Below are 12,433 nucleotides of genomic sequence, written 5' to 3' on the forward strand. Positions count from 1 at the left end.
CTGTCCCCGCTTCTGATCCGGGGAGCCGCGCGGTCAGGTCACCCGACGGGTGGACCCACGTCAGTCCCGGACGACGTTCCGGGCCTCTCGGTCCTGGACGCCCCGCCAGACCTCTCAGTCCCGGACATCCCTCCAGGCCTCCGGAATCGCCTCCGCCACGTCATGTGCCCCCGCCGGCGCCCCGTCCGCCGCGAACCGCCCGGCCAGTCCGTGCAGATACGCCGCCGCGCTCCCCGCGTCCAGGGCCGAGAGCCCGGCCGCGAGCAGCGAACCCGCCAGCCCGGACAGCACGTCCCCGCTCCCGGCCGTGGCGAGCCAGGACGTCCCGGTCGCGTTCACCCGTACGGCGCCGCCGCCCGCGTCCGCCACGACGGTCGTCGACCCCTTCAGCAGCACGGTCGCGCCGTACCGCGAGGCCAGCTCCCGCACCGCCGCCAGCCGCCCCGCCTCGACGTTCTCCCGCGAGACGCCGAGCAGCGCCGCGGCCTCCCCCGCGTGCGGTGTCATCAGCGTCGGCGCCGTACGTCCGCGCACCGCGCCCCGGTCCACCAGCCGCAGCCCGTCCGCGTCGACCAGCACGGGCACGTCTTCCCCCAGCACCTCCGCCACGGTCGCCGCGTCGTCCCCGGCCCCCGGCCCGACGACCCAGGCCTGCACCCGCCCCGCCTTGTGGGGTCCGCGGTCGGAGACCAGCGTCTCGGGGAAGCGGGCGATCACCGCGTCCCCGGCCGGACCGACGTACCGTACGGCCCCCGCCCCGCCCCGCAGCGCCCCGGCGACGGCGAGCACGGCCGCCCCCGGATACCGCGCGGACCCGGCGGCGACCCCGACGACACCCCGCCGGTACTTGTCGCTCTCCGCGGCGGGCACCGGCAGCAGCCGGGCCAGGTCCGCGTGCTGCAATGCCTCCAACTCGGGCTCGGCGGGCAGTTCGAGACCGATGTCGACGAGCCGTACGGACCCGGCGTGCTCCCGCGCCGGATCGATGAGCAGCCCCGGCTTGTGCGCCCCGAAGGTCACCGTCAGATCGGCCCGGACGGCGGCGCCCCGCACTTCCCCGGTGTCCGCCTCGACGCCACTGGGCAGATCGACGGCGACGACGGCGGCCCGGGACCGCTCGGCCGCGGCGGCCAGCGCGGCCGCGTCCGGCCGCAACCCGCCCTTGCCACCGATCCCGACGATCCCGTCGACGACAAGATCGGCCCGCTCGACGAGCCCCTCGCCGGCATCGGCCCGGACGGCCGTACCACCCGCTTTGCGCAGAGCCGCGAGTCCGCCGGGATGGGTGCGGTCGGGGGCGAGCAGTACGGCGGTCACCCCGGCCCCGCGGCGGGCGAGCCGGGCCCCGGCGTACAGAGCATCGCCCCCGTTGTCCCCGCTCCCCACCAGCAGCACGACCCGGCTGCCGTACACCCGCCCGAGCAAGTCGGCGCAGGCGGCGGCCAGTCCGGCGGCGGCGCGTTGCATGAGGGCGCCCTCGGGGAGCCGGGCCATCAGCTCCCGCTCGGCAGCCCTGACCGTCTCGACGCTGTAAGCGGTACGCATGCCGTGAGTCTCCCTCGGTTGTGCGGCAGGACGGGTCCTGGCCCTACCCCTACCCCAAGGGCTACCCCTCCGCGACCACCACCGCCGACGCCACCCCGGCGTCATGGCTCAGCGACACGTGCCACGACTGCACACCCAGCTCGCCGGCCCGCGCCGCCACGGTCCCCCTCACCCGCAGCCGCGGCCGCCCGCTGTCCTCGACATACACCTCGGCGTCCGTCCAGTGCAGCCCCGGCGGGGCCCCGAGGGCCTTGGCAAGCGCCTCCTTCGCCGCGAACCGCGCCGCGAGCGAGGCGATGCCGCGCCGCTCACCACTGGGCAGATACAACTCGCTCTCCACGAAGAGCCGATCGGCCAGCCCGGGCGTACGGTCCAGCGACGCCCGGAACCGGTCGATCTCGGCCACGTCGATACCAACCCCGATGATGCTCATTCGGGCACTCTACGATCCGTACGGCGCCCGCAGGCTCGGCTCCCCGGTGACGAGCTCAGGCCTGTTCAGGACTGGGTCCCGGAACGTCCGTGTCCTCGGCGAACAGTTCCTCGGCCCGCTCAACCGTGCGGGAACGCTCCAGCCAGGCGTCCATGCGGTCGAGATCGGTGCAGGTGGTGATGCGCTCGCGCACACCGTCCGGTACGGGGATGCCACGCACCTCCAGCACGAACAGGATGCCCTTGGCCTCGCCTTCGGCCCTACCTTCTGTCTTGCCCTCGGTCTTGCCCTCGGCCCTGCCTTCTGCCTTGCCTTCTGCCTTGCCTTCCAGGTAGGCGGTTTCGCGGACCGTCCCCCGGCCGGGGAAGTAGCTGACGAACGACATGATTTGCCGAGCTGGATCACCACGCGACCTTCCGTCACGACGTGGCGGTCATCCATGTACCAGGGCTCTTCCAGACGGCGGACTACGCACGGGCCGTCTTCGCCTACATGAACCCCGAGTTCCCGGACAGCGAGGTGGAGCTCCGCGTGGAACACCGGATGAAGCGGAAGATCATCATCGAGGGCGTCGAGCCCTCAAAAACCCCGGCTACTCCACCGTCACCGACTTCGCCAGGTTCCGCGGCTGATCCACCTCGTTCCCCCGGGCGGTAGCCAACTCGCACGCGAAGACCTGCAACGGGACCGTGGCCACCAGCGGTTGGAGCAACGTCGGCGTGGCCGGGATCCGGATCAGGTGATCCGCGTACGGGACCACCGCCTCGTCGCCCTCCTCCGCGATCACGATCGTGCGCGCGCCCCGGGCGCGGATCTCCTGGATGTTGGAGACGATCTTGTCGTGGAGGACGGACCGGCCGCGGGGTGAGGGGACGACGACCACCACCGGGAGGTCCTCCTCGATCAGCGCGATCGGCCCGTGCTTCAGCTCGCCCGCCGCGAAGCCCTCGGCGTGCATATAGGCGAGTTCCTTGAGCTTGAGGGCGCCCTCCAGGGCCACCGGGTAGCCCACGTGCCGCCCCAGGAACAGCACCGTTTTCTTGGTGGCGAGCGTGCGGGCCAGCGCGCGTACCGGCTCCATGGTCTCCAGGACCCGCTCGACCTCGCACGAGATCTTCGACAGGTCCCGGATCACGGCGCCGATCTCGTCGCCCCACTTGGTGCCCCGCACCTGGCCGAGGTACAGCGCGACCAGGTAGCAGGCGACCAGTTGGGTCAGGAACGCCTTGGTCGAGGCGACCGCGACCTCCGGCCCGGCATGCGTGTACAGCACCGCGTCCGACTCGCGCGGGATCGTCGAGCCGTTGGTGTTGCAGATCGCCAGCACCTTGGAGCCCTGTTCGCGGGCGTGCCTGAGGGCCATCAGGGTGTCCATGGTCTCGCCGGACTGCGAGATGGCGATGACCAGGCTGCGTGAGTCGAGGATCGGGTCCCGGTAGCGGAACTCGCTCGCCAACTCCACCTCGCACGGGATACGCGTCCAGTGCTCGATGGCGTACTTGGCGATCATCCCCGCGTGGAAGGCCGTACCGCACGCGACGATGACGACCTTGTCCACCTCGCGCAGCTCGGCGGCGCTGATGCGGACCTCGTCCAGGGTCAGCGAGCCGGCCGCGTCGATGCGGCCCAGGAGCGTATCGGCGACCGCCTTGGGCTGCTCGGCGATCTCCTTGAGCATGAAGTAGTCATAACCCCCCTTTTCCGCTGCCGACGCGTCCCAGTCGATGTGATAGGAGCGCACCTCCGCCGGACGGCCGTCGAAGCCGGTCACCGTCACGCCGTCCCGGCGTAGCTCCACCACTTGGTCCTGGCCCAGCTCGACCGCCGACCGCGTGTGGTCGATGAACGCGGCGACGTCCGAGGCGAGAAAGGCCTCGCCCTCTCCAACGCCCACCACCAGCGGCGAGTTCCGCCGCGCGCCGACAACCACGTCCGGTGCGTCGGCATGCGCCGCGACCAGCGTGAACGCACCCTCCAGCCGCCGGCACACCAGCCGCATCGCCTCCGCGAGGTCGGAGGTCACGGAGAACTCCTCGGCGAGCAGATGGGCGACCACCTCGGTGTCCGTCTCGGAGGCCAGCTCATGCCCGCGCTCGGCCAGTTCGGCCCGCAGCAGCGCGAAGTTCTCGATGATCCCGTTGTGCACGACCGCGACCCGGCCCGCGTTGTCGAGATGCGGGTGGGCATTGGCGTCGGTCGGACCGCCGTGCGTGGCCCAACGGGTGTGCCCGATACCGGTCGTACCGCTCGGCAGCGGCCGTTCGACCAGCTCCTTCTCCAGATTGACCAGCTTCCCCGCCTTCTTCGCGGTGGCAAGACCGCCGTCCGCCAGCACGGCGACGCCCCCCGAGTCGTACCCCCGGTATTCGAGCCGTTTCAGCCCGGCCATCACGACATCGAGCGCCGACTGCGACCCCACGTATCCCACGATTCCGCACATGTGCCGCAGCCTATGGGCCGACGTCGGCATGAAAGTAGGCGCCGCGTGCCCGAAATCGGAAATTCCCACCGTCGTACGACCGCTTCCGACGAGTGGGTGCATCCGCTCACCGGGGGTCGAAATTCAGCCATCTTTGTTCACGGGATCCACACCATCAACCCTCCCGCAAGCACAAGAAGCACACAGAATCCCCTTAAAAGGGGGGAGCTCGGGGACTCGGACCGCAAGCTACCGAGCAGTAGGGGGATTTGCGCCAGCACCCTTCCCCGCGGCGCGAACACCTGTACGACCTCGATTGCGCCTGCGTAAGGTGGCCGCCGTGTGTGACGGAACCTGACCATTCCGCATGCGCGCACATCAGTCAGCGACCGGGGGAACGCCGTCGCTCACGGGGAGAGGTTGCATCGCCATGCCGTCGTACTGGCCGTACGCACGCGTCAAGTCATCTGGGCGTCTGGGTCTCTGAGCTCTCATCAGGGCCCCACGTCACTGCCCTGACCCTTCGGCCGCTCTCGGCTCGATACTCAAGATCACCTCGGGCGGCGGGGGAAACTGGGGCGGATGCGGCTGGGCCGCCCTCGACGTCGCCAGCCTGTTCGCGGGCAAAGCCGTCCGGCCGATCGCCGACGCGGTGCGCGCCGTGGACGCCGCCATGCGCACCGGCATCGGAGTCGCCGACGCGCTGAAGGCGCTGCGCACGCTGCGCATCGACGCAGACGCGTTGGCGGGTATCGAGCGGTCGGCGCGCATCTCCGAGGAGTTCCGCGTCGCCTGCGAGACCAACAGCTTCCCTGGCGCCACCGAGGTGCTCATGGCGGACGGCTCATGGCGGACGGCTCACGCCGGCCCATCAGCCAGGTGGGTGTGGGGGACCGCCTCACAGCCATGGATCCGGCCACCGGCCGGCTACAGACGCGGCAGGTGACCGACACCTTCAAGCACGACACCCAGCGGCTGGTGGACATCACTGTTGCCGACGGGGGCAAGCTGGCCGGCACCGTCGGCCACAAGTTCTATGTGGTGGACCGCGGGTGGACGCTGGTTTCCGACCTGCACGTCGGCGACCGGCTGCGCACACCGGACGGCTCCGTCCACCCGGTGACCGCCCTCCTCGACCGCTCGGGCCTGACTCCGCGTGCGGTCTACGACCCCACCGTCGACGACCTGCACACGTTCTTCGTGCTCGCGGGCGCCACCCCGATCCTTGTTCACAACTGCAAGGTCGCCTTGGGGTGGCAGCGAGATGGGGCGCTCGACGCGTGGGCTCGGCTTCCCGGGAACAAGTTCACCACCTTCTCCCTCGCGCGCCGGCAGGATTTCGCTGCGCTGGCGAGGAAGGCCATCGCCGACCCGAACGTGGAGCTGCACGTCAACATGACGGGGCTGGAACGATACGGAGACTTCATGGACGCTGCCAAGCGTGGCCTGCTGGCTGGTGAAGCCGACCATGCCACGGACTACGAGATGTCCTTGATCGCGAGAGCCGTCGCCAATGGTCAACGCACATGGAGTTCGGTGAAGTTCTATTATCCGACGGGTACCGATGACGCCATACAGCTCAAAAAGATAGATATGCCGGATCTGTCAAAATTGGGGAAGCTTGACCCGGTAAACGGGGGCAAATTCGGGTACTGCCACCACTGCTAAGGAATCCGATGAATATGGACACCCACCGGAAAGACCTGTACCCGGACGTGACCGCTTCGGGTGGCCTTGGACCAGCCATGCGAGAGGCAGCACAGCTGCGCGGATGCGACACCGGGCTCGGGCCCTGGGCCGCCGACGTCATCAGCATCCAAACGGCGAGGGGTTTCCTGTCGGTCGATCCTGCGACCGAGGAACGCCTCTTCCGGTTGAGTGTCGGCATTCCTGGGTTCGACTGGGAGATCGGCTCCACGGGGGACCTTGGACTGCTCGTGGAAGCGATCGCCGCATGGCGGGAAGGCATACCGCTCGACGAGCTGGCGGAGAGATTCGGGTTCTTGGAGCTCGACGAATTCGTCGGGGCGCTCGAACGCGGAGAGCCCACCTCTTCGCAGTGGGCTGAACTCCTGTCGTCCGACTTCAACCGGCGCCAATGGAACCTCCTGCGCCGCCTCCGTGCGGATGAGGTGCTGCGGGACATGTTCCCGACCATCTCGCACGGTGCCGTCCGCCTGCGTGTGGATGCGATGGACGGAAGGAGCCGTCAGGTTCTGGTGGACGAGGTGAACGGGGAACTCTATGAGGTCATGCGCGTAGGGGTGCCAGGGGCCGGCTGGGTCGAGGTACCGACCGGTGATCTGATCGCCTACCTGCGAGCTGCCTTGAACGAAGAGTGATCCCGGCAGATCGATGAGGTCGAACCCCGCCAGGTAATCCCTGGCGGGGTTTCTTCGTACGTGAGCCACCCCGCCACGTGACGCACCCCACCCGCACCCCCGTTCAAACTCCGTTAACAATGGACTGTGATCTCTCCGGTCTCCTCGATGCCCCGGAGCGCCCACCGGTCCCGGCCGGAGGTGACTCCCTACGTCGACCTCACCCGCGCCGAGTGGAGCGCGCTGCGCGAGAAGACGCCGCTGCCGCTCACCGCTGAAGAGGTCGAGAAGCTGCGTGGCCTCGGCGATGTCATCGACCTCGACGAGGTTCGGGACATCTATCTCCCGCTGTCCCGGCTCCTCAATCTCTACGTCGGCGCCACCGACGGCCTCAGAGGGGCGCTGAACACGTTCCTCGGCGAGCAGGGGTCCCAGTCCGGCACGCCCTTCGTCATAGGAGTCGCGGGATCCGTGGCCGTGGGCAAGTCCACCGTCGCCCGTCTGCTCCAGGCCCTGCTCTCCCGGTGGCCCGAGCACCCGCGCGTCGAGCTGGTGACGACCGACGGGTTCCTGCTGCCCACCAAGGAGCTGGAGGCCCGCGGTCTGATGTCGCGCAAGGGCTTCCCCGAGTCGTACGACCGCCGGGCCCTCACCCGTTTCGTCGCCGACATCAAGGCCGGCAAAGGCGAGGTGACGGCCCCCGTCTACTCCCACCTGATCTACGACATCGTCCCGGACAAGAAGCTCACCGTCCGCCGCCCCGACATCCTCATCGTCGAGGGGCTGAACGTCCTCCAGCCCGCCCTGCCCGGCAAGGACGGCCGCACCAGGGTCGGCCTCGCGGACTACTTCGACTTCAGCGTGTACGTCGACGCGAGCACCGAGGACATCGAGCGCTGGTATCTCAACCGGTTCAAGAAGCTGCGCCAGACGGCCTTCCAGAAGCCGGACTCGTACTTCCGCAAGTACACGCAGGTGTCCGAGGAGGAGGCCCTCGACTACGCCCGTACGCAGTGGCGGATGATCAACAAGCCGAACCTGGTGGAGAACATCGCCCCCACCCGCGGCCGCGCCACCCTGATCCTCCGCAAGGGCCAGGACCACAAGGTGCAGCGCCTGCGGCTGCGCAAGCTCTGACCGCTACCCTGCGGGCATGCTGCACCTGCGCCTGATCACCCCGGCCGAGCGGACCGACGACGTGGTCCGGATAGTCGAACAGACGGTCGGCACCACGCATCTCGTGGTGGTACCGGGCGCGGCGCGCAACCCCGTCGGGGACATCGTCATGTGCGACGTGGCGCGCGAGGCGGGCGACGAGCTCATCGGCGCGCTGAAGAGGTTGGGCCTCGACGAGAACGGCTCGATCGCCGTCGAGACCATCGACCTGTCGCTGTCCAGGCGGGCCGACATGGCCGAGGAGGAGGCGCCGGGCGAGGGTGCGGACGCGGTGCTGTGGGAGCACCTGACGGACGCGACGCACGAGGAGTCGGCGCTGTCCGTCACCTATGTCGCCTTCCTCGCCATCGCCACGATGATCGCGGCCTGCGGTGTGGTGCTGGACAACGCGATCCTGATCGTGGGCGCCATGGCGGTGGGGCCGGAGTTCGGGCCGCTCGCGGGCCTGTGCACGGCCCTCGTCCGGCGGGCGCCGCGGCTCGCGCTGCGCTCACTGAACGCACTGGTCGCGGGCTTCGCGGTGGCCCTGCTGATGACGGTCGGCTTCACCTACTTCATGCACGCCGTCGACCTGTTCACCAAGGTCCAGCTGGAGGCCGAACGGCCGAACACCAACTTCATCTACCGGCCGGACGCGTTCTCGTTCGTCGTCGCGGTCCTGGCCGGCGTGGCCGGCACCCTGTCGCTGACGTCGGCGAAGTCGGGTGCGCTGGTGGGCGTGGCGATCTCGGTGACGACGGTCCCGGCGGCGGCGAACGCGGCCGTGGCCTTCGCCTTCACCGAGTACCACCAGGCCTGGGGATCCATCGAACAGCTCGCGCTGAACCTGCTGGGCATCGTCGTGGCCGGGACACTCACGCTGCTGGCCCAGAAGTGGTTCTGGGCCAGACAGCGGGAACGTACGGCGAACACGCCGCGCTTCCGGAAGACGGCGCGGTTCTAGCCCAGCGCCGACTTCACGGCGTCCGCCAGGCGCCCGGCGACCGACTGGGCCTGTTCGATGTCGGCGGCCTCCACCATCACGCGTACCAGCGGCTCCGTGCCCGACGGACGCAGCAGCACCCGCCCGGTGGCGCCGAGTTCGCGCTCGGCCTCGGCGATCGCCGCCGCCAGGTCGGCGGAGGTGCCGACGCGCGCCCTGTCGACGTCCGGGACGTTGATGAGCACCTGCGGCAGCCGTTGCATGACCGACGCGAGGTCCCGCAGCGTACGACCGGTCTGCGCGGCCCGCGCCGCCAGCAGCAGGCCGGTCAGCGTGCCGTCGCCGGTGGTGGCGTGGTCGAGGATGATGACGTGGCCCGACTGCTCGCCGCCGAGGGCGTAGTCGTGCTCCTTCATCTCCTCCAGGACGTAGCGGTCACCGACGGCGGTCTGCACGAGGTGGATGCCCTCGCGCTCCATGGCCAGCTTGAAGCCCAGATTCGACATCACGGTCGCGACGACGGTGTCGGAGCGCAGTGCGGAACGCTCCCGCATCGCCAGCGCGAGCACGGCCAGGATCTGGTCGCCGTCCACCTCTTCGCCGGTGTGGTCCACGGCGAGGCACCGGTCGGCGTCGCCGTCGTGCGCGATGCCGAGGTCGGCGCCGTGCTCGACGACGGCGGCCTTGAGCTTGCCCAGGTGGGTGGAGCCGCAGCCGGCGTTGATGTTGAGGCCGTCCGGCTCGGCACCGATGGTGACGACCTCGGCACCGGCCCGCGCGAAGGCTTCGGGCGAGACACCGGAGGCCGCGCCGTGCGCCTCGTCGAGGACGATCTTCAGCCCGTCGAGACGGTTGGGGAGTACGCCGAGGAGGTGGACGACGTACTGCTCGAAGCCCTCGTCGTACGAGCGCACCCGCCCGACGCCCGCGCCGGTCGGCCGCTCCCAGGGCTCACCGTGCCGATGGGACTCGTAGACGGACTCGATCTTGTCCTCCAGTTCGTCGGCGAGCTTGTGACCGCCGCGGGCGAAGAACTTGATCCCGTTGTCGGGCATGGCGTTGTGGCTGGCGGAGAGCATGACACCGAGGTCGGCGCCGAGCGCGCCCGTGAGGTACGCCACCGCGGGCGTCGGGAGGACGCCGACGCACAGCACGTCCACGCCCGCGCTCGCCAGACCCGCGACCATGGCGGCTTCCAGGAACTCCCCGGACGCGCGCGGGTCCCGTCCGACCACCGCCTTCGGCCTGTGGCCCTCGAACGTGCCCGCCTCGGCCAGCACGTGCGCCGCTGCGACGGACAGACCGAGCGCCATCTCGGCCGTCAGGTCCGCGTTGGCGACGCCGCGCACGCCGTCCGTGCCGAAGAGTCGTCCCACTTGTCCTCCTGAGGAAGCGTCAGTTTCCGAAGCCGTAGGCATTCGATGGTTCGATGCCGGGTCGGTGCGGCTCCGCATCCCAGGCATTCCATGCCTGAACATCCGATCACACAATCCATTGAGCGTCTTGTGCCATTAGACCCAAGAATGTGTGATAAACGAACGCCCCGGCGGCACTGTGGCGTGCCGCCGGGGCGTTCGGAGTACGAGCAGGCAGCGAAGATTAGCGCTTGCTGTACTGCGGGGCCTTGCGGGCCTTCTTCAGACCGGCCTTCTTGCGCTCGACCGCACGGTCGTCGCGCTTGAGGAAGCCGGCCTTCTTGAGCGGGCCGCGGTTGTTGTCGACGTCGGCCTCGTTCAGCGCACGGGCGACACCGAGACGGAGCGCACCGGCCTGACCGGAGACACCGCCACCCGCGATGCGGGCGATGACGTCGTAACGACCCTCGAGCTCGAGCACCTTGAAGGGCTCGTTGACTTCCTGCTGGTGCACCTTGTTCGGGAAGTAGTCCTCGAGGGTGCGACCGTTGATCTTCCACTTGCCGGTGCCCGGAACGATCCGGACGCGGGCAATGGCGTTCTTGCGACGGCCCAGGCCGGCGGCCGGCTGGGGCTCACCGAAGCGCGAGGCGAGGGACTCGGAGGTGTACTCACCCTCCACCGGAACCTCGGACTCGGTGGTGTAGCTGTCGATGTCAAGCTCTTCGAGCGGCTGCTCGGCAGTGGTCTCGGCCACGATTCTCCTCAGATTCTCTTCAGTCTTAGGGGGTGGCCGGACTTACTGCGCGACCTGGGTGATCTCGAACGGCTGCGGCTGCTGCGCGCCGTGCGGGTGCTGGTCACCCTTGTAGACCTTCAGCTTCGAGAGCATCTGACGGCCCAGCGAGTTCTTGGGGAGCATGCCCTTGACGGCCTTCTCGATGGCCTTCTCGGGGTTCTTGTCCAGCAGCTCGTCGTAGCGGACGGAGCGCAGACCACCCGGGTAGCCGGAGTGGCGGTACGCCATCTTCTGGGTCCGCTTGTTGCCGGAGAGGTGCACCTTGTCGGCGTTGATGATGATGACGAAGTCACCAGCGTCGACGTGGGGGGCGTAGATCGGCTTGTGCTTGCCCCGGAGGAGGGTCGCTGCGGTGGTGGCGAGACGGCCCAGGACGACGTCCTGAGCGTCAATGACGTGCCACTGGCGCGTCACATCGCCGGGCTTGGGGCTGTACGTACGCACGGTTCGTAGCCTTCGCTTCTTCAGTGAATGGTCCTGACAAGGTCACCGAAGACGATCACGACAGCCCTGACCGCACTGCGGTGACGCAAACCGCGTGCTGGTCGCTGGTCATCGGCCCGGTGGACCGGTGTAAGGGCCGGGTCCGTGAGAAGAGCCAAGCCAATACACAACGAACAGGCAGAATACCCGGGGCGCGGCACCCGGGTCAAAACGGGTCCGCGACGGCGGGCTCCGCCGATTCGAGCAACCAGTGTAAGCGGCTTCCCGAGCACTCCCCCCGTGCGCCCTCGGCGGGCGCCCTACGGCGGGATCGGAAGATTTGGGCCACACAGAGGCCCGGCAAAACGGGGTATTACGGATATTTGGCCGGCCCAATCGCTTCACTCGACCCGGGACGCGTGTCCGGCAAGGCCGGACACGACGGGGTGGCCGGGCGACGGCGGCCCACTGGGGGCGTTCAGGGTGTCGGCCACCCTCGGAGCAACGCTGCCGTGCGTGGGCCACGCCTTCGCCGCCGCGTGTACACCAGCGCGGACCAGGGAATCCTCCGCCACTCGGCGGGTCGGCCGGTACGGCCGCGAGGCACGCGGGGTCTCGATGGAGACGGCATCCACCAGGAACTCCTCGCGCCCAGGAACTCCTCGCGCCCGAGCAGCAGCAGTTCGACCCTCGGATACGTCACCTGGGGCGCGTCACGCCCGGTGGACCGGGCCACCTGCACCGCCATCGCCTCGCTGAGCGGCACGGTCAGCGGCTGGCCCAGCCCGGTGACCGGCGTGACGTCATGCGCCGGGTGCGCGAGTTCTGCGCGCAGCGCCTGGAGCCGCACAAGGGGCCCGCCTTGGTCGAGATCGCCGCCGCGCCCATGCACCGCCTCGACGAGACCCGCTGGCCGGCGCAGGGCGAGCATGCAGCCCCGGTGCGGGCCTTGGCCGCGCCCCCCGGGGTCCGATGCCGTGTTCGTCGGCACCTTTCGCTCCGCCCCGCCGCTCCTCGCCACCCCTCGCCTCTCGTCGGCA

The 12,433-nt window shown here is 69.3% G+C and carries 14 protein-coding genes; 6 read left to right on the plus strand and 8 right to left on the minus strand.

Translation table 11 applies throughout. The features are described 5' to 3' along the window. Window positions 1–114 precede the first annotated feature (114 nt). The 3 genes from ACZ4EG_RS29570 to ACZ4EG_RS29580 form a co-directional block, all read right to left on the minus strand. On the minus strand, window positions 115–1,545 hold the full coding sequence (locus tag ACZ4EG_RS29570) for an NAD(P)H-hydrate dehydratase (protein ID WP_467792745.1): 1,431 nt from the start codon (window positions 1,543–1,545) through the stop codon (window positions 115–117). 61 nt (window positions 1,546–1,606) lie between these two features. Then, a complete protein-coding gene (locus ACZ4EG_RS29575; protein ID WP_263211656.1) occupies window positions 1,607–1,978 on the minus strand; it encodes a holo-ACP synthase in 372 nt (123 codons plus the stop codon). Between the two features lie 55 nt (window positions 1,979–2,033). Then, window positions 2,034–2,363 (minus strand): hypothetical protein, encoded by a 330-nt coding sequence (locus ACZ4EG_RS29580; protein WP_467792746.1) that lies wholly within the window; start codon window positions 2,361–2,363, stop codon window positions 2,034–2,036. 41 nt (window positions 2,364–2,404) lie between these two features. On the opposite strand from ACZ4EG_RS29580, the gene ACZ4EG_RS29585 reads away from it, so the two are divergent. Then, on the plus strand, window positions 2,405–2,635 hold the full coding sequence (locus ACZ4EG_RS29585; RefSeq protein WP_467792747.1) for a Scr1 family TA system antitoxin-like transcriptional regulator: 231 nt from the start codon (window positions 2,405–2,407) through the stop codon (window positions 2,633–2,635). On the opposite strand, the gene glmS is transcribed toward ACZ4EG_RS29585, so the two are convergent. Next, window positions 2,571–4,418 (minus strand): glutamine--fructose-6-phosphate transaminase (isomerizing), encoded by a 1,848-nt coding sequence (glmS, locus tag ACZ4EG_RS29590; RefSeq protein WP_467792748.1) that lies wholly within the window; start codon window positions 4,416–4,418, stop codon window positions 2,571–2,573. The two genes, ACZ4EG_RS29585 and glmS, sit on opposite strands and share 65 nt — an antisense overlap. A 640-nt stretch (window positions 4,419–5,058) precedes the next feature. On the opposite strand from glmS, the gene ACZ4EG_RS29595 reads away from it, so the two are divergent. From ACZ4EG_RS29595 to ACZ4EG_RS29615, 5 genes are all read left to right on the plus strand, one after another. Then, window positions 5,059–5,343, plus strand: coding sequence for a hypothetical protein (locus ACZ4EG_RS29595; RefSeq protein ID WP_467792749.1), 285 nt, complete (start codon window positions 5,059–5,061; stop codon window positions 5,341–5,343). After that, entirely contained in the window at window positions 5,304–6,065 is a 762-nt protein-coding gene (locus tag ACZ4EG_RS29600) for a polymorphic toxin-type HINT domain-containing protein (protein WP_467792750.1), read from the plus strand. The genes ACZ4EG_RS29595 and ACZ4EG_RS29600 overlap by 40 nt, the downstream gene beginning before the upstream one ends. Before the next feature lie 8 nt (window positions 6,066–6,073). After that, entirely contained in the window at window positions 6,074–6,739 is a 666-nt protein-coding gene (locus tag ACZ4EG_RS29605; RefSeq protein ID WP_467792751.1) for a hypothetical protein, read from the plus strand. A gap of 147 nt (window positions 6,740–6,886) precedes the next feature. After that, window positions 6,887–7,855 (plus strand): type I pantothenate kinase, encoded by a 969-nt coding sequence (gene coaA, locus ACZ4EG_RS29610; RefSeq protein WP_453551372.1) that lies wholly within the window; start codon window positions 6,887–6,889, stop codon window positions 7,853–7,855. A gap of 16 nt (window positions 7,856–7,871) precedes the next feature. Beyond that, window positions 7,872–8,837: a DUF389 domain-containing protein gene (locus ACZ4EG_RS29615; protein WP_453551375.1), complete on the plus strand. Its 966-nt coding sequence runs from the start codon at window positions 7,872–7,874 to the stop codon at window positions 8,835–8,837. On the opposite strand, the gene glmM is transcribed toward ACZ4EG_RS29615, so the two are convergent. From glmM to ACZ4EG_RS29635, 4 genes are all read right to left on the minus strand, one after another. After that, the gene (glmM, locus tag ACZ4EG_RS29620) at window positions 8,834–10,192 is read right to left on the minus strand and encodes a phosphoglucosamine mutase (RefSeq protein ID WP_467792752.1); all 1,359 of its coding nucleotides are present in this window, start codon (window positions 10,190–10,192) and stop codon (window positions 8,834–8,836) included. The two genes, ACZ4EG_RS29615 and glmM, sit on opposite strands and share 4 nt — an antisense overlap. Window positions 10,193–10,415: 223 nt before the next feature. Next, window positions 10,416–10,928 carry a 30S ribosomal protein S9 gene (gene rpsI, locus ACZ4EG_RS29625; RefSeq protein WP_103812805.1) on the minus strand — a complete coding sequence of 171 codons (513 nt, stop codon included), beginning with the start codon at window positions 10,926–10,928 and terminating at the stop codon, window positions 10,416–10,418. A gap of 42 nt (window positions 10,929–10,970) precedes the next feature. Further along, on the minus strand, window positions 10,971–11,414 hold the full coding sequence (gene rplM, locus ACZ4EG_RS29630; RefSeq protein WP_019329618.1) for a 50S ribosomal protein L13: 444 nt from the start codon (window positions 11,412–11,414) through the stop codon (window positions 10,971–10,973). Between the two features lie 457 nt (window positions 11,415–11,871). Further along, a complete protein-coding gene (locus tag ACZ4EG_RS29635; protein WP_467792753.1) occupies window positions 11,872–12,324 on the minus strand; it encodes a hypothetical protein in 453 nt (150 codons plus the stop codon). Between the last annotated feature and the right edge of the window lie 109 nt (window positions 12,325–12,433).

The sequence above is a fragment of the Streptomyces sp. NPDC025638 genome, assembly GCF_055558775.1.

What these genes read in the sequence shown, in the direction of transcription:
- ACZ4EG_RS29570 (WP_467792745.1), bottom strand. Translation starts at nt 1,545, where the DNA reads ATGCGTACCGCTTACAGCGTCGAGACGGTCAGGGCTGCCGAGCGGGAG.
- ACZ4EG_RS29575 (WP_263211656.1), bottom strand. Translation starts at nt 1,978, where the DNA reads ATGAGCATCATCGGGGTTGGTATCGACGTGGCCGAGATCGACCGGTTC.
- ACZ4EG_RS29580 (WP_467792746.1), bottom strand. Translation starts at nt 2,363, where the DNA reads ATGTCGTTCGTCAGCTACTTCCCCGGCCGGGGGACGGTCCGCGAAACC.
- glmS (WP_467792748.1), bottom strand. Translation starts at nt 4,418, where the DNA reads ATGTGCGGAATCGTGGGATACGTGGGGTCGCAGTCGGCGCTCGATGTC.
- ACZ4EG_RS29600 (WP_467792750.1), top strand. Translation starts at nt 5,304, where the DNA reads ATGGATCCGGCCACCGGCCGGCTACAGACGCGGCAGGTGACCGACACC.
- ACZ4EG_RS29605 (WP_467792751.1), top strand. Translation starts at nt 6,074, where the DNA reads ATGAATATGGACACCCACCGGAAAGACCTGTACCCGGACGTGACCGCT.
- coaA (WP_453551372.1), top strand. Translation starts at nt 6,887, where the DNA reads ATGCCCCGGAGCGCCCACCGGTCCCGGCCGGAGGTGACTCCCTACGTC.
- ACZ4EG_RS29615 (WP_453551375.1), top strand. Translation starts at nt 7,872, where the DNA reads ATGCTGCACCTGCGCCTGATCACCCCGGCCGAGCGGACCGACGACGTG.
- ACZ4EG_RS29635 (WP_467792753.1), bottom strand. Translation starts at nt 12,324, where the DNA reads ATGCTCGCCCTGCGCCGGCCAGCGGGTCTCGTCGAGGCGGTGCATGGG.